The 22,034-nt window shown below is 72.9% G+C and carries 14 protein-coding genes and 1 pseudogene; 8 read left to right on the plus strand and 7 right to left on the minus strand.

Annotated features, from left to right (window positions below):
- The first annotated feature begins 162 nt into the window (after positions 1 to 162).
- Together ACGH2B_RS18770 and ACGH2B_RS18775 are read left to right on the plus strand one after the other, a co-directional pair.
- On the plus strand, positions 163 to 4,071 hold the full coding sequence (locus ACGH2B_RS18770) for an ABC transporter ATP-binding protein (RefSeq protein WP_399090763.1): 3,909 nt from the start codon (positions 163 to 165) through the stop codon (positions 4,069 to 4,071).
- 116 nt (positions 4,072 to 4,187) lie between these two features.
- Positions 4,188 to 5,600 carry a S28 family serine protease gene (locus ACGH2B_RS18775; protein WP_399090766.1) on the plus strand — a complete coding sequence of 471 codons (1,413 nt, stop codon included), beginning with the start codon at positions 4,188 to 4,190 and terminating at the stop codon, positions 5,598 to 5,600.
- Between the two features lie 83 nt (positions 5,601 to 5,683).
- Here ACGH2B_RS18775 and ACGH2B_RS18780 read toward each other — a convergent pair whose 3' ends face one another.
- Positions 5,684 to 7,513 (minus strand): glycoside hydrolase family 3 protein, encoded by a 1,830-nt coding sequence (locus tag ACGH2B_RS18780; protein ID WP_399090769.1) that lies wholly within the window; start codon positions 7,511 to 7,513, stop codon positions 5,684 to 5,686.
- Positions 7,514 to 7,741: 228 nt separating this feature from the next.
- On the opposite strand from ACGH2B_RS18780, the gene ACGH2B_RS18785 reads away from it, so the two are divergent.
- A complete protein-coding gene (locus tag ACGH2B_RS18785) occupies positions 7,742 to 9,979 on the plus strand; it encodes an ATP-dependent RecD-like DNA helicase (RefSeq protein WP_399090772.1) in 2,238 nt (745 codons plus the stop codon).
- 157 nt (positions 9,980 to 10,136) lie between these two features.
- On the plus strand, positions 10,137 to 11,426 hold the full coding sequence (locus ACGH2B_RS18790) for a citrate synthase (protein ID WP_399097110.1): 1,290 nt from the start codon (positions 10,137 to 10,139) through the stop codon (positions 11,424 to 11,426).
- 552 nt (positions 11,427 to 11,978) lie between these two features.
- On the opposite strand, the gene ACGH2B_RS18795 is transcribed toward ACGH2B_RS18790, so the two are convergent.
- Positions 11,979 to 12,272 carry a heavy-metal-associated domain-containing protein gene (locus tag ACGH2B_RS18795; protein ID WP_399090775.1) on the minus strand — a complete coding sequence of 98 codons (294 nt, stop codon included), beginning with the start codon at positions 12,270 to 12,272 and terminating at the stop codon, positions 11,979 to 11,981.
- A gap of 263 nt (positions 12,273 to 12,535) precedes the next feature.
- Between ACGH2B_RS18795 and ACGH2B_RS18800 the strand changes: the two are divergent.
- Positions 12,536 to 12,907: pseudogene (locus tag ACGH2B_RS18800) on the plus strand (DedA family protein); the annotation flags it as partial.
- A 537-nt stretch (positions 12,908 to 13,444) separates the two neighbouring features.
- Here the strand turns inward: ACGH2B_RS18800 and ACGH2B_RS18805 are convergent.
- The 5 genes from ACGH2B_RS18805 to ACGH2B_RS18825 form a co-directional block, all read right to left on the minus strand.
- Positions 13,445 to 14,368: a 2-dehydropantoate 2-reductase gene (locus ACGH2B_RS18805; protein WP_399090778.1), complete on the minus strand. Its 924-nt coding sequence runs from the start codon at positions 14,366 to 14,368 to the stop codon at positions 13,445 to 13,447.
- A 124-nt stretch (positions 14,369 to 14,492) separates the two neighbouring features.
- Complete coding sequence (locus tag ACGH2B_RS18810) at positions 14,493 to 14,687, minus strand: helix-turn-helix transcriptional regulator (protein WP_399090781.1); 195 nt, start codon at positions 14,685 to 14,687, stop codon at positions 14,493 to 14,495.
- A 353-nt stretch (positions 14,688 to 15,040) separates the two neighbouring features.
- Positions 15,041 to 15,403: a peptidoglycan-binding protein gene (locus ACGH2B_RS18815; protein ID WP_399090784.1), complete on the minus strand. Its 363-nt coding sequence runs from the start codon at positions 15,401 to 15,403 to the stop codon at positions 15,041 to 15,043.
- 301 nt (positions 15,404 to 15,704) lie between these two features.
- Positions 15,705 to 16,718, minus strand: a complete 1,014-nt coding sequence (locus ACGH2B_RS18820; protein WP_399090787.1) for a Gfo/Idh/MocA family protein — start codon at positions 16,716 to 16,718, stop codon at positions 15,705 to 15,707.
- 42 nt (positions 16,719 to 16,760) lie between these two features.
- The gene (locus tag ACGH2B_RS18825; RefSeq protein ID WP_399090790.1) at positions 16,761 to 17,681 is read right to left on the minus strand and encodes a sugar phosphate isomerase/epimerase family protein; all 921 of its coding nucleotides are present in this window, start codon (positions 17,679 to 17,681) and stop codon (positions 16,761 to 16,763) included.
- A gap of 360 nt (positions 17,682 to 18,041) precedes the next feature.
- Here ACGH2B_RS18825 and iolC point away from each other — a divergent pair, with 360 nt between their 5' ends.
- The 3 genes from iolC (at position 18,042) to iolD (ending at position 22,010) form a co-directional block, all read left to right on the plus strand.
- Positions 18,042 to 19,034 carry a 5-dehydro-2-deoxygluconokinase gene (iolC, locus tag ACGH2B_RS18830; protein WP_399090793.1) on the plus strand — a complete coding sequence of 331 codons (993 nt, stop codon included), beginning with the start codon at positions 18,042 to 18,044 and terminating at the stop codon, positions 19,032 to 19,034.
- A 169-nt stretch (positions 19,035 to 19,203) separates the two neighbouring features.
- Positions 19,204 to 20,139 (plus strand): 5-deoxy-glucuronate isomerase, encoded by a 936-nt coding sequence (iolB, locus tag ACGH2B_RS18835; RefSeq protein ID WP_399090796.1) that lies wholly within the window; start codon positions 19,204 to 19,206, stop codon positions 20,137 to 20,139.
- Positions 20,136 to 22,010 (plus strand): 3D-(3,5/4)-trihydroxycyclohexane-1,2-dione acylhydrolase (decyclizing), encoded by a 1,875-nt coding sequence (gene iolD / locus ACGH2B_RS18840; RefSeq protein WP_399090799.1) that lies wholly within the window; start codon positions 20,136 to 20,138, stop codon positions 22,008 to 22,010. The genes iolB and iolD overlap by 4 nt, the downstream gene beginning before the upstream one ends.
- Positions 22,011 to 22,034 lie beyond the last annotated feature (24 nt).

The following is a 22,034-nucleotide window of genomic DNA, read 5'->3' on the forward strand; positions in this document are numbered from 1 at the left end:
GATATCGCCCCTGACGCCCCTGACCTCGCCTCGGGGACGGACCCTGATTTCCGTACCGACCGCCGCGCGAAGTGTTACGGCGGGATGAAATCCGCCGACCGCGATGTTGGAGATTTCCGTCAAGGACAGAGGCGCGGGAGGCACCGGGTGGCGGGGACGGACATGGCAGAACAGAGCTGGGCGCGGAGGCTCGCGCACGACTGTTGGCATCACCGGACGGATGTGCTGCTCGCCCTCGGCTCCTCGCTGGGCGGTATGGCGGTCATGGCGCTGGTCCCGCTCATCCCGAAGCTGATCATCGACGACGTGATCGTCCACCACGACCGCTCGCTCGCCCCCTGGGCCACCCTCATGATCGTCGCCGCGGTCGTCGTCTACGCCCTCACCTACATCCGCCGCTACTACGGCGGACGGCTCGCCCTCGACGTCCAGCACAACCTCCGCACCCGCATGTACGGCTCGATCGCCCGGCTCGACGGCCGGCGTCAGGACGAGCTGAGCACCGGCCAGGTCGTCGGCCGCGCCACCAGCGACCTCCAGCTCATCCAGAGTCTGCTCTTCATGACCCCCATGATGATCGGGAACGTCCTGCTCTTCCTGGTCTCGCTGGTCGTGATGCTGGTCCTCTCCCCGCTGCTCACGGTCATCGCGCTGGCCGTCGCCCCGGCCCTGTGGTTCGTCGCCAAACGCAGCCGCGCACGCCTCTACCCGGCCACCTGGTACGCCCAGAGCCAGGCCGCCGCGGTCGCGGGGGTCGTGGACGGCGCGGTCTCCGGCGTCCGGGTCGTCAAGGGCTTCGGACAGGAGCGGCAGGAGACCGGCAAGCTCCGGGAGGCGGGCCGCAAGCTGTTCGCCGGACGGCTGCGCACGGTGCGCCTCAACGCCGTCTACAACCCCGCCCTCCAGGCCGTCCCGGCCCTCGGCCAGGTCGCGATGCTGGCCCTCGGCGGCTGGATGGCCACCCGGGGCGAGGTCACCCTCGGCACCTTCGTCGCCTTCTCCACCTACCTCGCCCAACTCGTCGGCCCGGTCCGGATGCTGGCCATGGTGCTGACCGTCGGCCAGCAGGCACGGGCCGGCGTCGAGCGGGTCTACGAGCTGATCGACACCGACCCGGTGGTGGAGGAGCGGCCCGACGCCCACGTCCTCCCCGCCGACGCCCCCGCCACCGTCGAGTTCGACGCCGTCACCTTCGGCTACGGCGGGACCACCGGACCCGAGCGCGACGCCGCGGCCCCGGTCACCATCGGCGCACCCGGGGAGCCTGCCCCGGGCGGAGCCGCGTCCCGCCCCGTACTGGACGGCTTCTCGCTGAGCATCGCCCCGGGCGAGACCGTCGCCGTCGTCGGGCGCTCCGGCAGCGGCAAGTCCACCGTCTCCCTGCTGCTGCCCCGCTTCTACGACGTCTCCGCAGGCCGCGTCCTGATCGGCGGCCACGACGTCCGCGACCTCACCCTGGAGTCGCTGCGCTCCGCCATCGGCCTGGTGCCCGAGAGCAGCTTCCTCTTCTCCGACTCGGTGCGCGACAACATCGCGTACGGCCACCCGGAGGCCACCGACGAGCAGATCCGTACGGCCGCCCGCGCCGCGCAGGCCGACGGCTTCATCAGTGAGCTGTCCGAGGGGTACGACACCAAGGTCGGCGAGCAGGGTCTGACGCTCTCCGGGGGCCAGCGGCAGCGGATAGCTCTGGCCCGCGCCATCCTCACCGATCCCCGGCTGCTGGTGCTGGACGACGCGACCTCCGCCGTCGACGCCCGGGTGGAGCACGAGATCCACGAGGCGCTGCGCGGGGTGATGGCCGGCCGCACGACGCTGCTCATCGCCCACCGCGCCTCGACCCTGGCCCTCGCCGACCGCATCGCCGTGCTCGACGGCGGCCGGCTCGTCGACGTCGGCACCCAGGACGAACTCACCGCCCGCTGCCCGCTCTACCGGAGCCTGCTGACCGACCCGGACGAGCTGGGCGGCGTCCCGCACGACCCGGCCGGGGAGGTGGCGGGCGCCTTCGGCGGCGAAGCCGCCGCGACCGGCCTGCTGGATCCGTTCCCCACGGACCTAGGGGAGGCCCGTCCCGACGGCGTACACCCCGGCGGCGCGCGCCCCGATGGCGCTCACTCGGACGGCGCGCGCCCCGCCACCCCGGGCGGCGCACCCGGCCCGGACGGCATCACCCCAGAGCTGTGGGTCCGCCGCGACTCCGACGGCGCCCCGGAGGGCATGACCGGACCGGCCGCCACCCCCGAACTCCTCGAACAGGTCGCCGCCCTGCCGCCGGCGACCGACACCCCGGACATCGACGAGGAGCGGGCCGCCGCGGCCGAGGACTCGTACGGCCTGCGACGGCTGCTGCGCGGATTCGGCGGGCCGCTGCTGATCGCCCTGGGCCTGGTGGCCGTGGACGCCCTCGGCGGTCTCCTCGTCCCGGTCCTCATCCGGCAGGGCATCGACGAAGGTGTGCGCCGCGGGGTGCTCGCCGGGGTGTGGACGGCCGCACTCCTCGCCCTGGTGACGGTGGTCGTCCAGTGGGCCGCGCAGATCGGCGGCAACAGGATGACCGGCCGCACCGGCGAGCGGGTCCTGTACTCCCTCCGCGTCAAGATCTTCGCCCAGCTCCAGCGTCTCGGCCTCGACTACTACGAGCGCGAGCTGACCGGCAAGATCATGACGCGGATGACCACGGACATCGACGCGCTGTCGACGTTCCTGCAGACCGGCCTGGTCACCGCCGTCGTCTCGGTGCTGACCTTCGGCGGCATCCTCGTCGCCCTCCTCGTCATCGACGTCCAACTGGCCCTGGTCGTCTTCGCCACCCTCCCGCCGCTGATCCTCGGCACGTATGTCTTCCGCAAGCAGAGCGTCAAGGCGTACGAGCTGGCCCGGGAGCGGATCAGCGTCGTCAACGGCGACCTCCAGGAGAGCGTCGCCGGGCTGCGGATCGTCCAGGCGTTCCGGCGCGAGGGCATGGGCGCCGCGCGGTTCGCCGACCGCAGCCACGCCTACCGCCAGGCCCGGGTCCGCGGTCAGTTCCTGATATCCGTGTACTTCCCGTTCGTGCAACTGCTGTCGTCGGTCGCCGCCGCCCTGGTGCTGATCGTCGGCGCCGGGCGGGTCGGCGCGGGCACCCTGACGGCCGGTGCGCTCGTCGCCTACCTCCTCTACATCGACCTGTTCTTCGCCCCCGTCCAGCAGCTCTCCCAGGTCTTCGACGGCTACCAGCAGGCATCCGTCTCGCTCGGCCGGATCCAGGAGCTGCTGCGCGAGCCGAGCACCACCCCCGCCGCCGCGGATCCCCGCCCGGTGCCCGAGCTGCGCGGCGAGGTCACCTTCGACCATGTGGACTTCCACTACGGCACGGATCCCGACGGCGCCGAACAGGCGCTGTCCGGCATCGATCTGACGATCCCCGCAGGTCAGACCGTCGCTTTCGTCGGCGAGACCGGTGCCGGCAAGTCCACCCTCGTCAAGCTGGTCGCCCGCTTCCACGACCCGACCGGCGGCGCCGTCCGCGTCGACGGCACCGACCTGCGGGAGCTGGATCTCACCGGCTACCGCCACCGCCTCGGCGTCGTCCCCCAGGAGTCGTACCTCTTCGCCGGTACGGTCCGCGACACCATCGCCTACGGGCGGCCGGACGCCACCGACGCGGAGGTGGAGGCCGCGGCCCGCGCGGTCGGCGCCCACCCGATGATCGCCGCCCTCGACGGCGGTTACCTCCACGAGGTCGCCGAGCGCGGCCGTAACCTCTCCGCAGGTCAGCGCCAGTTGCTGGCCCTGGCCCGGGCCGAGCTGGTCGACCCCGACATCCTGCTGCTCGACGAGGCCACCGCCGCTCTCGACCTCGCCTCCGAAGCCGTCGTCAACCAGGCCACCGACCGGCTCGCCGGACGCCGCACCACCCTCGTCGTCGCCCACCGCCTGACGACCGCGGCCCGCGCCGACCGGGTCGTGGTGATGGCCCACGGCCGCGTCGCCGAGGACGGCACCCACGCCGAACTCCTCGCACGCGACGGCCGGTACGCCGCCCTGTGGCGCGCCTTCACCGGTGAGGAGGTGACGGCGCGGGTCTGAGCCGTACGGTCCGGCGGGGCGCCCTCCGCCGGACAGGCGTTACCCATCGGTGCTGGTCGGCCCCGATTCCCCCCGGGTAGGTTCGGCGCGAATTCCGCGACCCCTGGGGAGGGATCATGCGAAGAACGTTCCGTTGGCTGGTGCCGCTCGCTGTGCTGATCGGCACGGCGGGCGCGACCAGCGTTCCGGCCGGAGCGGCCACCGCCGCACCGGAGACGAAGGACATCAAGGAGCGCCTGCTCGCGATACCGGGCATGCACCTGGTGGAGGAGAAGCCGGTCGACGGCTACCGCTACTTCGTCCTCACGTACACCCAGCCGATCGACCACCGCCATCCCGCGCGGGGCACGTTCGAACAGCGGCTGACGGTGCTGCACAAGGCGGTCGACCGCCCGACCGTCTTCTACACCTCGGGCTACAACGTCAGCACCACCCCGTCCCGCACCGAGCCGACGCAGATCATCGACGGCAACCAGGTCTCCCTGGAATACCGCTACTTCACGCCCTCCCGGCCGCAGCCCGCCGACTGGAAGAAGCTGGACATCCGGCAGGCAGCCGACGACCAGCACCGCATCTACCAGGCACTGCACCGCATCTACGGCAAGAACTGGATCGCCACCGGCGGCAGCAAGGGCGGTATGACGGCGACGTACTACCGCCGCTTCCACCCCGGCGACATGAACGGCACCGTCGCCTACGTCGCGCCCAACGACGTCGTCAACGACGAGGACTCCGCGTATGACCGGTTCTTCCGCACCGTCGGCACCCCGGAGTGCCGCACCGCGCTGCACAAGATCACCCGCGAGGCGCTCAACCGCCGCGACGAGATGGACGAGCGGTTCGCCCGCTGGGCCGGGAAGGAGAAGAAGACCTTCCGCCTCTTCGGCTCCGTCGACCGCGCCTATGAAGTGATGGTGACGGACCTGGAGTTCGGCTTCTGGCAGTACCAGCCGGCCGCCACCGCGTGTAAGGACGTGCCCGCCCCGGACGTCTCCACCGACGCGCTGTGGACGTGGATGGACGAGGTCGGCGGCTTCGACAGCTACACCGACCAGGGCATGGAGCCGTACACGCCGTACTACTACCAGGCAGGCACCCAGCTCGGTGAGCCCGGATACGGCTACCCGCACCTCAAGGGCCTGCTGAAGTACCCGGGCATCAACAACTCCCGCACCTTCGTCCCGCGTGACATCCCGATGCGCTTCGACCGGCGCGCCATGCCCGACGTGGACCGCTGGGTGCGCCACCACGCCCAGCGGATGATGTTCGTCAACGGCCAGTGGGACCCGTGGAGTTCGGAACACTTCGAGCTGGGCAAGGGCGCCCGGGACTCCTACGTCTACACCGTGCCCGGCGGCAACCACGGCTCCAACATCGCCAAGCTCAAGGACGCGGACCGTACGAAGGCCACCGCCTCCCTCCTGAAGTGGGCGGGCGTCGCCTCCGGCGGCAAGGCCACCGCACAGGCCCCCTACGACCGGAAGCTGGACCGCCAGGAACCGCGCCGCACCCCGCCCCTGCGCCCCTGACCTGCGGATCTAGCTCTGGTCACGGCTGACGGAACGTTACGGCGCGCCCCTCCGCCCGGAGGGGCGCGCCTCGTACCGCGTCGTCAGTACGTCAGCCCGTGGCCGACCGGGTACAGCTCCTCGTCCGGCGCGTCGGCCCGCATCACCGGCACCGGCAGCCGCCCCCGGGGCGACCGCCGCCCGGCGATCACCCGCGCCGCCGCCCGCACCTCGACATCGGTCCACCCGTAGGATGCCAGCCCCGCCCGTACGCCGTCGAGCTGCGCGAGGTCGTACGGATTGCGGACCGCGAGCTGGACCACCGGCTTCCCCGTGGCGAGCAGCGCCTCGACCAGCGTGCGCTGCGGGGAGCCGGGTGTGACGTCGTAGGTCGCGACGACCACGGCGTCCCGCTCGGCCAGCGCCGCCAGCGCCTCGCCGATCAGTTCCCCGTCCGGCGTCATGCCCGTGGACAGCGCGGTCGCGGCGAAGCCGAGGCCGGTCAGTTCCCGGGCCAGCACCTCGGTGGGCGGCCCGCCCGTCCCGGACGGCGCGGCCGCGTCCGCCCCCACCACCAGCACCCGGCGCTCGCGGCGGCGGGAGAGCGGCAGCACCCCGCCGGTGTTGCGCAGCAGCGTCGTCGTCCGGTCGGCGAGCGTGTCAGCCGTCTCCAGATGGCGGCGGATGCCCACCACCCGGTCGACCGCGGCCCGCGAGGTGTACGGGTCGGCGAAGAGCCCGCGGCGCTCCTTGAGCAGCAGGATCCGCTCCAGCTTGGCGTCCACGGCCTCCTCGGACAGCTCGCCCTCCTTCAGCGCGCGGACGACGGCGGCGTGCGCGACGGCGAGGTCCGGCGGGTTGAGCAACTGATCCACCCCGGCCTTGAGCGCCAGGACCGGCACCTGGTCGTCGCCGTACTTCTCGCGGACGCCCTGCATGCCCAGCGAGTCGGTGATCACCACGCCGTCGTAGCCGAGCCGTTCGCGCAGCAGCCCGGTGAGGATGGGGTGCGAGAGGGTCGCCGGGTCCCCGCTGGGGTCGAAGGCGGGGACGACGAGGTGCGCCGTCATGATCACGTCGATCCCGGCGGCGACGGCGGCCCGGAACGGCGGCTCGTCCAGCCGCTCCCACTCCTCGGCGGTGTGGTGGATGGTGGGCAGCCCCACATGGCTGTCGACATCGGTGTCGCCGTGCCCGGGGAAGTGTTTGGCGGCGGCGGCGACCCCCGCGCCCTGGTAGCCGCGCACCTGGGCGGCGACCATCCGGGCCGCGGCCTGCGGGTCGGAGCCGAAGGAACGGACGCCGATGACCGGGTTGGCGGGGTTGACGTTGACGTCGGCGTCCGGGGCGAAGTCCTGGCGGATGCCCATCGCGTACAGCTCGGCGCCGCTGATCGCGGCCGCGGTCGTGGCGTCCGTCCGCGAGCCCCCGGCGCCGAGCGCCATCGCCCCGGGCAGCAGGGTGGCGGGCGCGCCGATCCGCGCGACGACGCCGTGCTCCTGGTCGGTGGAGATCAGCAGCGGGACGGGCAGCCGCTGCGCCGCGCCCGCCCGCTGGATGCCGTTGGACAGCTCCGCGATCTGGTGCGGATCGCGGGTGTTGTGCGCCCAACTGAAGTAGATGATGCCGCCGACGTGGTACTTCGCGATGAGTTCGGCCGCGTTCGCGACGCCGATCTCCTTGCGGTTGGCGGCCACGTCGGCCGGGTCCGGATCGGTGGCGGAATGCCCGTAGACCCGCATCACGAAGAGCTGACCGGCTTTCTCCTCCGGTGTCATACGGGCGATGAGACGCCGCATCCGCTCCCGTACGGCGGCGGGGGCGGCCCCCGGGCGGGCGGCGGCGGGGCCCGCGGCGGCCGCGGGAACGGTGCCCGCGGCGCAGGCGGCGGCCGCCGCCGCGGCGGTGGTCAGGACGGCACGTCTGGAGTGCATGTGCGCTCCTTCCGGCGGGCTTCCCCGGCGAAATGAGGGACGGTTGGAGGATCACGGATAGCCCGAAAGTATCGCCCGGTCAATGACCGGTTGACCGGCGCCGCCCGGCGGTTGCGCCCCGGACGGCGCCGTGCACACGGCGGACGGCCCTTCCGGCGGCCTCTCTCCGGCGACCGCCCGAACGCCGTGCGGACCGCGTTGTCAGACCCCGGCGGTACCGTTCGGAGCATGGGCAACGCGGTCAACACCTCGGTGGTCGAAGGGGTCCTGGAGCGGATCACCTACGCCAATGAGGAGAGCGGTTACACCGTCGCGCGCGTCGACACCGGCCGCGGCGCGGGCGAGCTGCTGACGGTCGTCGGCGCGCTGCTGGGGGCGCAGCCCGGCGAATCCCTGCGGATGACGGGCCGCTGGGGCTCCCACCCGCAGTACGGCAAGCAGTTCACCGTCGAGAACTACACCACCGTCCTGCCCGCCACCGTCCAGGGCATCCGCCGCTACCTCGGCTCGGGCCTGATCAAAGGCATCGGCCCGCGCATCGCCGACCGCATCACCGAGCACTTCGGCGTCGCCACCCTCGACGTCATCGAGGAGGAGCCGGCCCGGCTGATCGAGGTGCCCGGCCTCGGCCCGAAGCGGACGAAGAAGATCGCCGCGGCCTGGGAGGAGCAGAAGGCCATCAAGGAGGTGATGATCTTCCTCCAGGGCGTCGGCGTCTCCACCTCCCTCGCCGTACGCATCTACAAGAAGTACGCGGACGACGCCATCGCCGTGGTGCGCGAGCATCCCTACCGTCTGGCGGCCGACGTCTGGGGCATCGGCTTCCTGACGGCCGACCGCATCGCGCAGGCGGTCGGCATCCCGCACGACAGTCCCGAGCGGGTCCGGGCCGGCATCCAGTACGCCCTGTCGCAGTCGGCGGACCAGGGGCACTGCTTCCTGCCCGAGGAGCAACTGATAGCCGAAGCGGTGAAGTTGCTCCAGGTGGACACCGGTCTGGTGATCGACGCGCTGGCCGAGCTGGCGGCGGACCCGGAGGGAGTGGTGCGCGAGAAGATCTGGCAGGGCGGCGGGGAGGAGCCCGTCACCGCCGTCTACCTGGTGCCCTTCCACCGCGCCGAGCTGTCCCTGGCCGGCCGGCTGACGCGGCTGCTGCGCGCCCCCGAGGACCGGCTGGCGGTCTTCGGGGACGTCGACTGGGAGCGCGCGCTGGCCTGGCTGGCACGGCGCACGGGCGCCGACCTGGCGCCGGAGCAGCGGGAGGCGGTATGTCTCGCGCTGACCCGCAAGGTGGCGGTGCTCACGGGCGGCCCGGGGTGCGGCAAGTCGTTCACGGTCCGCTCGGTGGTCGAGCTGGCCCGAGCCAAGAAGGCCCGGGTGGTGCTGGCCGCGCCCACGGGACGGGCCGCCAAGCGGCTGGCGGAGCTGACGGGCGCGGAGGCGTCGACCGTCCACCGGCTGCTGGAGCTGAAGCCCGGCGGGGACGCCGCGTACGACGCCGACCGGCCGCTGGAGGCCGATCTGGTGGTGGTCGACGAGGCGTCCATGCTCGATCTGCTGCTCGCCAACAAGCTGGTCAAGGCGGTCCCGCCGGGCGCCCATCTGCTGCTGGTGGGCGATGTCGACCAGCTCCCGTCGGTCGGTGCGGGGGAGGTGCTGCGGGATCTGCTCGCCGACGGCGGCCCGGTGCCGTGTGTCCGGCTGACCAGGATCTTCCGCCAGGCCCAGCAGTCCGGCGTGGTCACCAACGCGCACCGCGTCAACGCCGGGAAGCCGCCGCTGACGCAGGGCCTGCCGGACTTCTTCCTCTTCGCCGAGGAGGACACCGAGGCGGCCGGCCGGCTCACCGTCGACGTCGTGGCCCGCCGCATCCCCGCGACCTTCGGCCTCGATGCCCGGCGGGACGTCCAGGTGCTCGCCCCGATGCACCGCGGACCGGCCGGGGCGGGCGCACTCAACGCCCTGCTCCAGCAGGCGGTCACCCCGGCGCGCCCGGAGGTGCCGGAGCGCCGCTTCGGCGGCCGGGTCTTCCGGGTGGGCGACAAGGTCACCCAGATCCGCAACAACTACGAGAAGGGCGCCAACGGCGTCTTCAACGGCACCGTCGGCGTGGTCACGGATATGAACATCGACGACCAGCGACTCGTGGTCCGTACCGACGAGGACGAGGAGGTCCCGTACGACTTCGACGAGCTGGACGAGCTGGCGCACGCCTACGCGGTGACGATCCACCGCTCGCAGGGGAGCGAGTATCCGGCGGTGGTGATTCCGGTCACGACGGGCGCCTGGATGATGTTGCAGCGGAATCTGCTGTATACGGCGATATCCCGGGCAAAACGCCTGGTGGTGCTGGTGGGGTCCCGAAAGGCTCTGGGGCAGGCCGTACGCACCGTGTCCGCCGGCCGGCGGTGCACGGCGCTCGATCGGCGACTCGCCGGAGTCGTGGGTGCCGCCCGACTTCCCTAATCGGGTCGAAGGGGCGCAGGATGGTCAGGTAAACGGCACTCAGTGCCGCCCGAAGGCCGAATTGCCGACCCCGAGTGCACATCCCATGTCCAAATGGGGGAAGGTAGAGGCAGTCAGGGCACCTCGAAGAAGAGGCACAACGTCGGTGAGGGATGACGTGAGCGACAACTCTGTAGTACTGCGTTACGGGGACGGCGAATACAGCTACCCGGTCGTCGGCAGCACCGTCGGCGATGAGGGCTTCGACATCTCGAAGCTGCGCGCCCAGACCGGTCTGGTGACCCTGGACTCCGGTTACGGCAACACTGCCGCGTATAAATCCGCGATCACCTATCTGGACGGTGAGCAGGGGATTCTGCGCTACCGCGGCTACCCGATCGAGCAGCTCGCGGAGCGCAGCACGTTCGTCGAGACCGCGTACCTGCTGATCAACGGCGAGCTGCCGACCGTCGACCAGCTCTCCAACTTCAAGCAGGACATCACGTACCACACCCTCCTGCACGAGGACGTCAAGCGCTTCTACGACGGCTTCCCCCGGGACGCCCACCCGATGGCGATGCTGTCGTCGGTCGTCAGCGCCCTGTCGACCTTCTACCAGGACAGCCACAACCCGTTCGACGAGCAGCAGCGGCACATCTCCACGATCCGCCTGCTGGCCAAGCTGCCGACGATCGCGGCGTACGCCTACAAGAAGTCGGTCGGCCACCCGGTCGTCTACCCGCGCAACGACCTCGGCTACGTCGAGAACTTCCTGCGCATGACGTTCTCGGTGCCCGCCGCCGAGTACGACCTGGACCCGGTCGTGGTCAGCGCTCTCGACAAGCTGCTGATCCTGCACGCGGATCACGAGCAGAACTGCTCGACCTCGACCGTGCGTCTGGTCGGCTCCTCGCAGGCGAACCTCTTCGCCTCGATCTCCGCCGGTATCAACGCGCTCTGGGGCCCCCTGCACGGCGGTGCCAACCAGTCCGTGCTGGAGATGCTGGAGGGCATCCAGCGCGACGGCGGCGACGTCGACTCCTTCATCCGCAAGGTGAAGAACAAGGAAGACGGCGTGAAGCTCATGGGCTTCGGGCACCGCGTCTACAAGAACTTCGACCCCCGGGCGAAGATCATCAAGGCGGCGGCGCACGACGTCCTCTCGGCGCTCGGCAAGTCCGACGAGCTGCTGGACATCGCCCTGAAGCTGGAGGAGCACGCGCTCTCCGACGACTACTTCGTCGAGCGCAAGCTCTACCCGAACGTCGACTTCTACACCGGTCTGATCTACCGGGCCATGGGCTTCCCGACCGAGATGTTCACGGTCCTCTTCGCCCTCGGCCGCCTCCCGGGCTGGATCGCCCAGTGGCACGAGATGATCAAGGAGCCCGGTTCGCGGATCGGCCGCCCGCGGCAGATCTACACCGGCGTCGTCGAGCGCGACTTCGTGCCCGTCGAGCAGCGCTGACCCGTCCGGGCGCCCGCGCGCCCGGCATGCGCAAGGCCCCCGTCCGTCCAGGTCGGGGGTCGTTCGCGTCTTCGGTGTGAGGGAACGAAAAGCGCCCCGCCTCCAGATCCCCCCACGGGTCCAGAGCGCGGGGCGCTTCCCTTGTCCCGGGTCGGATTCCCCCCACGGGATCCGTCCGGGCGTTCAGGGTGCACCGCGATCTGCCGGGACGCGCACGTTCGGGAGGGCCGCTCAAAGCTCCCCGGGCACGTCGCCCCGGCCACGCGTAGCCGGGGCCGGTCCCCCAAGACCGGCACGGCTGTTGCCGAGCAGGCCCCGCCGGGGTGCCTGCACACCCGGTTAGACTCTCGACCCCCCTCGATGGTTACGTTCGGATCGCTGTGATCTGAGTCTCTTGCCATATGAGGGCGAAAACGGTCAAGGGCCGCGATCTGAATATCGCGGCCCTGACGTATGGGTGTTGTGCCCATTGTGGGAATTTTGTGAACGTGTGAGCTGTGTGGGCCGCGTAGTGGCCCCTGTGGCGAAAACCCCCGTCGGTGCCGGGAGCCGTCAGGCGGGGCCGACCAGCTCGTAGCCGGCCTCGTCCACCGCCTCGCGCACCGCGGCCTCGTCGAGGGCGGCCCGCGAGACGACGGTCACCAGACCCGTGGCGGCCTCCGCGCGCACCGAGACGACGCCGTCCAGCTCCGAGATCTCGGAGGTGACCGCACCCTCGCAGTGTCCGCAGGTCATGCCGGTCACCTTGTAGGCGGTGGTGATCTCGCCCGCCTGCGCCGCGCTCTCGCCGGAGTGGCAGGAGCCGTCGGGCGTGCAGCAGGAGCCGTTCGTCGATGCGGCGGTCATGGGAGTCTCCTCGTGGTGCCGATGTTCCGTGGACGTCGAAGTGCCGTACGGGTGCCGGGCTCGCCGGGGTGTGCGCCGCCAGGGTGCGGCGGGGCCGCCGGTGGCGCCCGACGGGATGCACTCTATACCCCTAGGGGGTATCAATCCAGCGATGGCGTACCGCTCCGTCCGGCAGGCGTTGCCACCCCGCGCACCGCGCGTCAGCCTGGGAGGTACCGGTCCGGAGCGGCCCGGACCGGCGCGGATCGAAGGAGGCGCGCCGGATGCGCGTACCGGCCCTCTACGGGCTGCTGGTGCTCACCACCCTGCCACCGCTGGTGCCCAACTCCGCGCTGCTCGCCTCCGCCGGAGTCCTCGCCGCGCATGGCGACCTCTTCCTCCCCCTCGTCCTGCTGGCCGTCGCGGGCAGCGCCACCGTTGGCGACGCCCTGATGTACCTGCTCGCCCGCCACTTCGGTGGCCCGGCCCGTGTCCGGATGCGGCGCCGGGTCCGCCGCCGCGTCCTCCTGGAGTGGACCTCCCGGCGCATCGAGCGCTACGGCCTGCCGTTCGTCCTCGGGGTGCGCTTCCTGCCCAGCGGGCGGATCGCCGGCGCCGTCGCCTGCGGCGTCCTGCGCTACCCGCTGCGCCGCTACCTGCTCGGCACCGCCCTCGCCGAGACCGTGTGGGCGGCCTGCGCGACCGGCCTCGGATACCTCGGCAGCGCCGCCGTGGACAACCGCCTCCACGCCGCCGCCCTGGGCTTCGGGATCTCGTGCGCCGTCGCCACCTTGGGTGCGGCCGTGCCGTGGCTGGCGCGCCGCCGGGCCGTCCGGGCGCGGAAAGCGCTGGTGCGACGGGTCCCCGCGACCGGGGTGCCGGTCCGGGGCGACGGCCCCGCCGATGCGGTGCCGCGGGGTGCGGAGGCGTGGGGCGGATGCCGTGCCGCGGGTCCGGAGTCGCGCCCTCGGTCCGTTGTCAGTGGTCGCCCCTACCGTTGGGTCATGACTTACGAACTCTCCGTGATTACCGCCGTGTTGGGGGCTGCGCCGGTCCGGGTGCGGCGCGCCCTGTGTGAGCTGGTGCGGGCCTTCCGGGCTCCCGGGCGGCTCCGCCGGAGCGGGGTGCCCTGCCGGCGGCATGGTGCGCCAGTGGCAGGCGGGCGTTGCACCGGGCCTTTGGGGCGTGCGGATTCAGTTGGCGTCCGTGGCCCGAAGTTCGCGGTCGACGGCGCGCAGCAGGGTGAGCAGCATGCGGTTCAGGGGCGTCGGGAGGGAGTGCCGTTCGCCCGCCTCGACGACCGCTCCGGTGAGGTATTCGTGCTCCAGCGGCCGTCCCGCCTCGCGGTCGTAGAGCATCGACGAACCGCCGCCGGGCGGGGCCATCGCATAGATCTCCAGCGTCCCGGAGATGTCACTGTCGCCGATGTCCGCGCCCTCCGCGCGGGCGACCTCCGCCGCCTCGGTGAGCAGCGCGCGGGCGAGCCCGGCCATCTCCGCCTCCCGGAAGATGTCCATCCGCTGGCCGAGCAGCGCCGTGAGGGGGTTGGCGGCGAGGTTGAAGAACAGCTTGCGCCAGGTGGCGGTGGTGAAGTCCGGCACCTGCGTGACGTTCAGCCCCGTGCCGTCCAGCAGCGCGGCGAACGCCTCGGACGACGGCCCCTGCGGCACGTGGAGTTCACTCGCGAGGTGGTGGACGATCCGGCCCGGTGCGGTGCGCTCCGCCGAGAGGTAGCAGATCACCGGCAGCGTCGCGGTCCCCTCCGGGAGGTACGGGGCCACCCGTTCGGCGAGCCCGGTGCCGTTCTGGAGCACGGCGACGGTGGTGTCCGGCCCGCACAGGGCGCGCAGCCACGGCGCGGCGCCCGGGGTGTCCTGCGCCTTGGTGGTCAGCAGTACCCAGTCGACGGGTCCGGCCTGTGCGGGGTCGGTGAGGACGGGGACCGCGGCGTGCCGCTCGGCGCCGTCGAGCATGACGGTGACCCCGTCGACGGGAGTGCGGACGCACAGGGTGACGTCGAGGCCGGCCCAGTGCGTCAGGGCGGCGGTGTAGCCGCCGATCCCGCCGGCGCCGATCACCGCGAGACGGGCGGAGGGGGAGCGAGAGGTCGTGGACATGGGGCGATCGTAGGAGGGGGCCGCCCGGCGTGTCCGGCGGTCGGCGGATCCCCCTCCCGTACGCCGGGCACCCGGTGGGGGAGCCGCGGGCCCCGGCTCGCGGTGGCCCGTGCTCCGGGCCGGGTCAGGCCCGCCGGCTGTGGCCCGGTCTGCGGGTCACCCAGTCGCGGACGGTGTCGGCGAACCAGTACGGCCTGCCGCCCTCGACGAGGTCCGGCTCGGGAAGCAGCCCGTGCTTGCGGTAGGAGCGCACGGTGTCCGGCCGTACCCGGATGTGCGCGGCGATGTCCTTGTAGGACCAGAGCCTCCGGTCGGTCATCGCTGCCTCGCCTCCCTGGATCCGGGCCCCGGCCGCGCAGCCCGTGAGCGGCGCGGCCAGGTCGGGTGTACCTGTCACCTGCGCCGGATCAACGACACCGGACGCCCTACGGACAGCGGCTGTTGATCACCTGTGACGGAAGACCCGCGTAACCGTGACGGATGTGACGCGCCGGGGACGGACGTGACAGAGACGGAACGGAAGGAGAGGGGTGGAGGTGCTGGAGAGAGGCGGCCGAGGGGGACGGTCCGGGCCGGACGTGCACGGCGGGCCGCCCCGCTCGGGACGACCCGCCGTGAGAAGGGGTGCCGTGAGAAGGGGTGCCGCGCCGCCGGGACGCGGGCCCGCTCGGGTCAGGAATAGAGCGCCTTCCAGGTCTTCTTGCCGACCTTCCCGTCGGCGGTCAGGTGGGCCGCCTTCTGGAACTTCTTGACGGCGGCGAGTGTCTGGTTGCCGAAGTAACCGGTGAGGCTGCTCCAGGGCAGGTACTTGCGGTTGGCCAGCAGGCACTGGACCTGCTTGACCCGGTCGTTGCGCTGGCCGTACACGGTGAGCGCGGTTCCGTCGTAGTAGGCGCAGGCCGCCCTGGGGTCCGGCCCCGCGGCGCTCCGGGCCGCGGAGGCCGTACCGGTCAGCAGGGTGGCGGTGATCAGCCCGGTGGCGGCCGCCAGGGCGGCCGGGCGGCGGATGGTGCGATGCAGTGAGGTGATGCGCATGATGTCCTCTTTTCCCCCGTTGGGTGCCATGCATCCGTATGGTGCCCGTCCGGCCACCCCCAGGGGGTACTCGCACCGGACCGCTCCGCAGTGGGATGCCGTGCGTCTACGGGCACGCCGCCCGCTCCCGCCGCGGTTGCCGGAAGGGCGGAGTCCGGTGTGTCAACTTTCCTACGTAAGAGGGGTGATGAGGGGGCACCGTCGCGGACCGGTCGCTTTGCGGCGCACATCCGGCGGGCCGGGGGCGCGGACGGACGGCACCGCCCCCGGGGAGCCCCGCGCCGGCGGAGGAGTGGGTGGTTCAGCGGTAGAGCGCGGGCCGTTCGGGCAGCTCGACGGGGACGCGCTCGCCGGTGCGCTGCGCCCGGACGCCCGCCCGGCAGACCACCGCGGCGGCGTAGCCGTCCCAGCAGCCGGGGCCCTCCACGGTGCCGCGCCGGGTGGCGTCCACCCAGCGCTGCACCTGACGGTCGTACGCGTCCGCGAACCGCTCCACGAAGCCCGCCGGGATGGTGCCGCCCCAGCGGCCCGCCGCGTTGACGAAGACACCGCGGTCATCGCCGATCCGGGCGGTGCCCCGCTCGCAGACCGCCTCGCAGGTGACCTGGTAGCCGAAGCCGCAGTTGACGAACAGTTCGGTGTCGACGAGGTGGCCGTCCGCCGTCTCGAAGACGATCAACTGCGGATCGTGCAGCCCCTCGGGCGCGCCACCGGAGGGCGCCGGACGGAGCACGCGTACGGCGGTGATCTCGGTGTCCAGCAGCCAGCGCGTCACGTCGATCTCGTGCACCGCGGAGTCCTGCAGCGTCTGCGCGTCGGTGCAGCCGGGCGGCGAGGAGACGTTGCGGTGGATGTGGTGCAGCATCAGCGGACGGCCGTACGCGCCGCGCGCCAACTGTGCCTTGAGGGTGAGGTAGTCGCTGTCGTAGCGGCGCATGAAACCCACCTGGACGAGGCGGCGGCCGTGGCGCTGCTCGGCGGTGAGCACCCGCAGTGCGGAGTCCGGGTCCGGCGTCAGCGGCTTCTCGCACAGCACCGGGAGCCCGCGGTCGAACGCCGCCATGAGCGCCGCCTCGTGGGCCGCCCCGGGCGAGGCGACGAGGACCGCGTCCACCCCCGGCGCGTCCATGGCGGCCACCGGATCGGTGCAGGCCACGGCCCCTTCGATGGCCTCGGCCAGTGTCCCGGCGCGGGCCGCGTCGGTGTCGGCGACGACCGCCACCCGCGCTCCGCTGATCACCTCGTCGATCCGGCGTACGTGGTCGGCGCCCATCCGCCCGGCGCCGATGACGGCCACCCCCAGCGTTCCGTGCATGTCGTCCTCCCGTTCCCGTCCGTGCCCGGTCCGGCCCGCCGCTCAGGCGCCGCAGGAGCGCAGGAAGCGGCGGGTGCGCCGGGCGATGGGCAGCGGCCGCTCCGGCGGGCAGGGGTACATGTCCTGCTCGACGATGGCGAAGAGCGGACCGCCCAGCTCCTGCGCGGCCTGCAGGACCGGCGGCAACGCGGGCTCCCCGAGCGGTGGTTCGCACATCACGCCCTGCCGGACGGCCGGTCCGAAGGCGGTGCCCTTGGCGCGGACGTCGGCCAGGACGGCGGGATCGACCTGCTTGAGGTGGAGATAGCCGATGCGTTCGCCGTAGGTGCGGATCAGTGCGGCGCTGTCGCCGCCGCAGTAGGCGTAGTGGCCGGTGTCCAGGCAGAGGGAGACCAGGCCGGAGTCGGTGGCGTCGAGGAAGCGGGTGACGTGCTCCTCGGTGTCGAGGTGGGTGTCGGCGTGCGGATGGACCACCAGCGTCAGGCCGTACTCCTCCCGGACCCGCCGCGCCAGCCACTCCGTGCCCTCGGTGAGATGGCGCCACTGGGCCGCGGTCAGCTCGGGCGGCTCCAACTGCTCGGCGGTCCGGTCGTCGCGCCAGAAGGACGGGATGGCGACGAGGTGCCCGGCGCCCGTCGCGCGGGCGAGCGCGGCGACCCGGGACACCTGCGCCCAGGTCGCGTCCCGGACGGCGGGGCCGTGGTGCAGCGAGGTGAAGACCGTTCCGGCCGAGATGCCGAGGCCGCGCCGGGCGGTCTCGTCCAGCAGCACCGCCGGGTCGGTGGGGAGGTAGCCGTAGGGGCCCAGTTCGATCCAGTCGTAGCCCGCCTCGGTGACCTCGTCGAGGAAGCGCCGCCAGGGGATCTGCTGTGCGTCGTCGGGGAACCACACGCCCCACGAATCCGGCGCGGAACCCACCCGGATGCGGTCCAGAACGGGGGCACCGGCACGGGCTGCGGTCATGTGGCGGCTCTCCTCTCGCCGGTCGGCGGTGACCGGGGGCGCGGGAGTGGTGGCCTCAGCCTCGCGGGCGCCCCGGGGGGTGTCAAGAATCCCTCCCGCCATGGGGATCTCCCGCCGTGACCGCCCGGGGCGCGCTCCCGGGAGCGGTGATTGCGCCATGCCGTTCCCCCTGGGCGGGCGGCCGTACCGGGGTGCCCGCGCGTGCGGGCCGCTCGCCCGTACGGCCGCCCCCGTACAGGTCAGGGCGGTGCGCCGCGCCGTTGACACGGTCCGGTGGCCCCACTAGACCTGTGCCCGCGACAGGGCACGGGCGCGCCGCCCGGTCCCGCCTTGCCGCACCGGGCGAAGCGAAGGGGACCCATGCCGGAACCGTTCGACCTCATCACCATGGGCCGTATCGGGGTGGACCTCTACCCGCTCCGGACGGGCGTGCCGCTCGCCGAGGTGGAGACGTTCGGGAAGTTCCTCGGCGGCTCCGCCACCAACGTCGCGGTGGCCGCCGCGCGCCTGGGCCGCCGCACGGCCGTCATCAGCCGCACCGGACGCGACCCCTTCGGCGACTACCTCCACCGGGAGCTGCGGGGGTTCGGCGTCGACGACCGCTGGGTCACCGCCGTGGACGGCCTGCCCACCCCGGTGACGTTCTGCGAGATCTTCCCGCCGGACCACTTCCCGCTCTACTTCTACCGCCGCCCCACCGCCCCCGACCTCACCCTCCGCGCCGACGAGCTGGATCACGACGCGCTGCGCGCGGCCCGGATCCTGTGGACCACCGGCACCGGACTGTGCGAGGAACCCAGCCGCACCGCCACCCTCGCCGCGCTCGCCGCCCGCGCCAGGCGCGGGCCCACCGTCCTCGACCTCGACTGGCGGCCGCTGTTCTGGGGCGGCGCGGGCGGCGCCTCCGGGGACGGCGGGGCGACCGGCGCCGCCGCCATGGCCGCCGCCCGCCCCCACTACGAGGCGGCGCTCGCCCACGCCACCGTCGCCGTCGGCAACATCGACGAGGCCGAGGCCGCCACCGGACTGCGCGAGCCGAGGGCCTGCGCCGAGGCGCTGCTCGCGCTCGGCGCCGAACTCGCCGTCGTCAAGCAGGGCCCCAAGGGTGTCCTCGCGGTGCACCGGGACGGCCGCAGCGCCGAGGTCCCGGCCTTCCCCGTCGACGTCGTCAACGGACTCGGCGCCGGTGACGCCTTCGGCGGCGCCCTCTGCCACGGGCTGCTGCACGGCTGGGAGCTGGCGCCGATGATGCGCTACGCCAACGCGGCCGGCGCCCTCGTCGCCACCCGTCTCGCCTGCGCACCCGCCATGCCGTTCCCGGCCGAGATCGACGCGTTCCTCGCCGGGCGGTGAACCCGCCGTGCTCCGGCGTCCGGGCGCCGGGCGGGGGCCGGGCCGCCGGGCCGGACCGGGGCGGGGCTCCGGCGCCGGTTCCGGACCGGACTTCCCGCGCGGACTGCCGGACGCCGTCATCGCCTCCGCACCTCCCTCACTGTCAGTGGTCGGGTGGAGACTTGTGGTCATGAACTCCGAATCCGCGTCATCCGCGTCCGCACCCGGCGCCGGCCGGTCCCTCGGCCTCCACATCCCCGCAGGTCACGGCGGGTCCGGGCGGTACGCCTTGGACATCACGCCCGAGCGGGCGGGCTGGGGCCACTCCTCGCTGCGCGTCCTCGACCTGCCGCCCGGCGGCCACCACGCCTTCGCGGCGGGGGAGAGCGAATGGATCGTGCTGCCCCTCACCGGGGGCTGCACCGTCACCACCGACGGCATCCCGCACGAACTCACCGGCCGCGACAGCGTCTTCAGCGGCCTGACGGACTTCGCCTACGTCCCGCGCGAGGCGCGCGCGGAGCTGACCAGCCGGGCGGGCGGCCGGTTCGCCCTCGCCGGGGCCCGCTGCGCCCGCCGGCTGCCCGCGCGCCGCGGGGCCGCGGCCGACGTCCCCGTGGAGCTGCGCGGCGCCGGGACCTGCTCCCGCCAGGTCAACAACTTCGCCGCCGCCGGGGCCTTCGCCTGCGACAAGCTCATCGCCGTCGAAGTCCTCACCCCGGGCGGCAACTGGTCGTCCTACCCACCGCACAAACACGACACCGCCCGCCCCGGTGAGGAGTCCGAGCTGGAGGAGATCTACTACTTCGAGGTCGAGGCCGCCCACGGCACCCCGGGCACCGGCTACCAACGCGTCACACCCTCCGGGCCCGGCCACCGCACCGACGTTCTCGCCGAGGTCCGCACCGGTGACGCCGTCCTCATCCCCGACGGCTGGCACGGCCCGTCCATCGCCACCCCCGGCCACACCCTCTACTACCTCAACGTCATGGCCGGTCCCGGCGCCGCCCGCGAGTGGCTGATCCGCGACCATCCCGACCACGGCTGGATCCGCTCCACCTGGGCGGATCAGCCCGCCGACCCCCGCCTGCCCCGCTACACCGCGCCCCCGGGAGACGCCCGATGACCACCCTTCGCCTCACCGTCGCGCAGGCCCTGGTGCGGTTCCTGGCCCGCCAGTTCACCGAGCGGGACGGCCGCCGCCACCGCCTGGTCAACGCCTGCTGGGGCATCTTCGGCCACGGCAACGTCGCCGGGATCGGCCAGGCGCTGCGTGAGGAGCCCGAGGCCCTGCCGTTCCTCCAGGGCCGCAACGAACAGGCCATGGTGCACGCCGCGACCGCCTTCGCCCGGCAGAGCGACCGGCTCCGCGCCCAGGCCGTCACGACCTCCATCGGCCCCGGCGCCACCAACCTCGTCACCGGCGCCGCCCTCGCCACCGTCAACCACCTGCCGGTCCTGTTGCTGCCCGGTGACACCTTCGCCACCCGCCGCGCCGACCCCGTCCTCCAGCAGCTCGAAGTCCCGTACGCCGGTGACCTCTCCGTCAACGACGCGCTGCGCCCCGTCTCCCGCTACTTCGACCGTGTCACCCGGCCCGAGGCGCTGATCCCGGCCGCCCTCCAGGCGATGCGGGTGCTGGCCGACCCCGTCGGCACCGGCGCGGTCACCCTCGCCCTGCCGCAGGACGTCCAGACCGAGGCGTACGACTGGCCGGCGGAGTTCTTCGCCGACCGGGTCTGGCGGGTGCCCCGCCCGGCGCCCGACGCGGACGCCCTCGCCGAGGCGGCCCGGGTGCTGCGCGGCGCCCGCCGTCCGCTGATCGTCGCCGGCGGCGGCGTCCACCACAGCGAGGCCGAGGACGCCCTGCGGGCCTTCGCCGACGCCACCGGCATCCCCGTCGCCGCCACCCAGGCGGGCAAGGGAGCGCTCCGCCACGACCACCCCGCCGATGTCGGCGGCATCGGCCACACCGGTACCGCCACCGCCGCCGCGCTCGCCCGCGAGGCCGATGCCGTCCTCGGCGTCGGCACCCGCTACACCGACTTCACCACCGCCTCCGCCACCCTCTTCGCCGACCCGGGCGTCCGCTTCGTCAACCTCAACATCGCCGCCTTCGACGCCCACAAGCTCGCCGCGCTGCCGCTGGTCGCCGACGCCCGCGAAGGGCTCACCGCCCTCTCCCGCGCCCTGCGCGGCCACCGCGTCGACGCCGCGTACGAAACGGGGTACACCACCGCGAAGGCCGCCTGGGAGCGCCGCGTCGACGCCGCGTACGCCGCCCCCGATCCGGCCGCCCGGCCCACCCAGACCCAGGTGCTCGGCGCGCTGGACGCCGTCGTCGGGGACACCGACATCGTGATCAACGCCGCCGGTTCCCTCCCCGGCGATCTGCACCGGCTCTGGCGTGCCCGCTCCCGCCGCCAGTACCACCTCGAATACGGCTACTCCTGCATGGGCTACGAGATCCCCGCGGCCCTGGGAGTCGCCCTCGCCGCCCCGGGCCGTCCGGTGTGGGCCCTGGTCGGCGACGGCACGTATCTGATGAACCCCACCGAGATCGTCACGGCGGTCCAGGAAGGCGTCGCGTTCACGCTGGTGCTGCTGCAGAACCACGGGTTCGCCTCCATCGGCGGGCTCTCCGAACAGACCGGCGGGGAGCGCTTCGGCACCGACTACCGCTTCCGCGCGGCGGACGGCACCTACACCGGCGCCCCGCTGCCCGTCGATCTCGCCGCCAACGCCGCCTCCCTCGGCATGCGGGTGCTGCGCGCGCCCACCGTCGGCGCGCTGCGCGACGCCCTCGCCGAGGCGCGCGGCGCGGACCGCCCCACATGTGTCTACGTCGAGACCGAAACGGCCGACACTGTGCCGGGCGCGCCGGGCGCCCAGTCCTGGTGGGATGTTCCTGTTGCCGAGACCGCGACGCGTCCGGCTGCGGTCGCCGCGCGCCGGGACTACGAACGGCACGCCGCCGACCGCCGCCGGTACCTCTGATCTCAGCCCGTAGTCGTCACCACC

Origin of the sequence: Streptomyces sp. BBFR2 (assembly GCF_044497305.1) — a bacterium.
Taxonomy (GTDB): domain Bacteria; phylum Actinomycetota; class Actinomycetes; order Streptomycetales; family Streptomycetaceae; genus Streptomyces.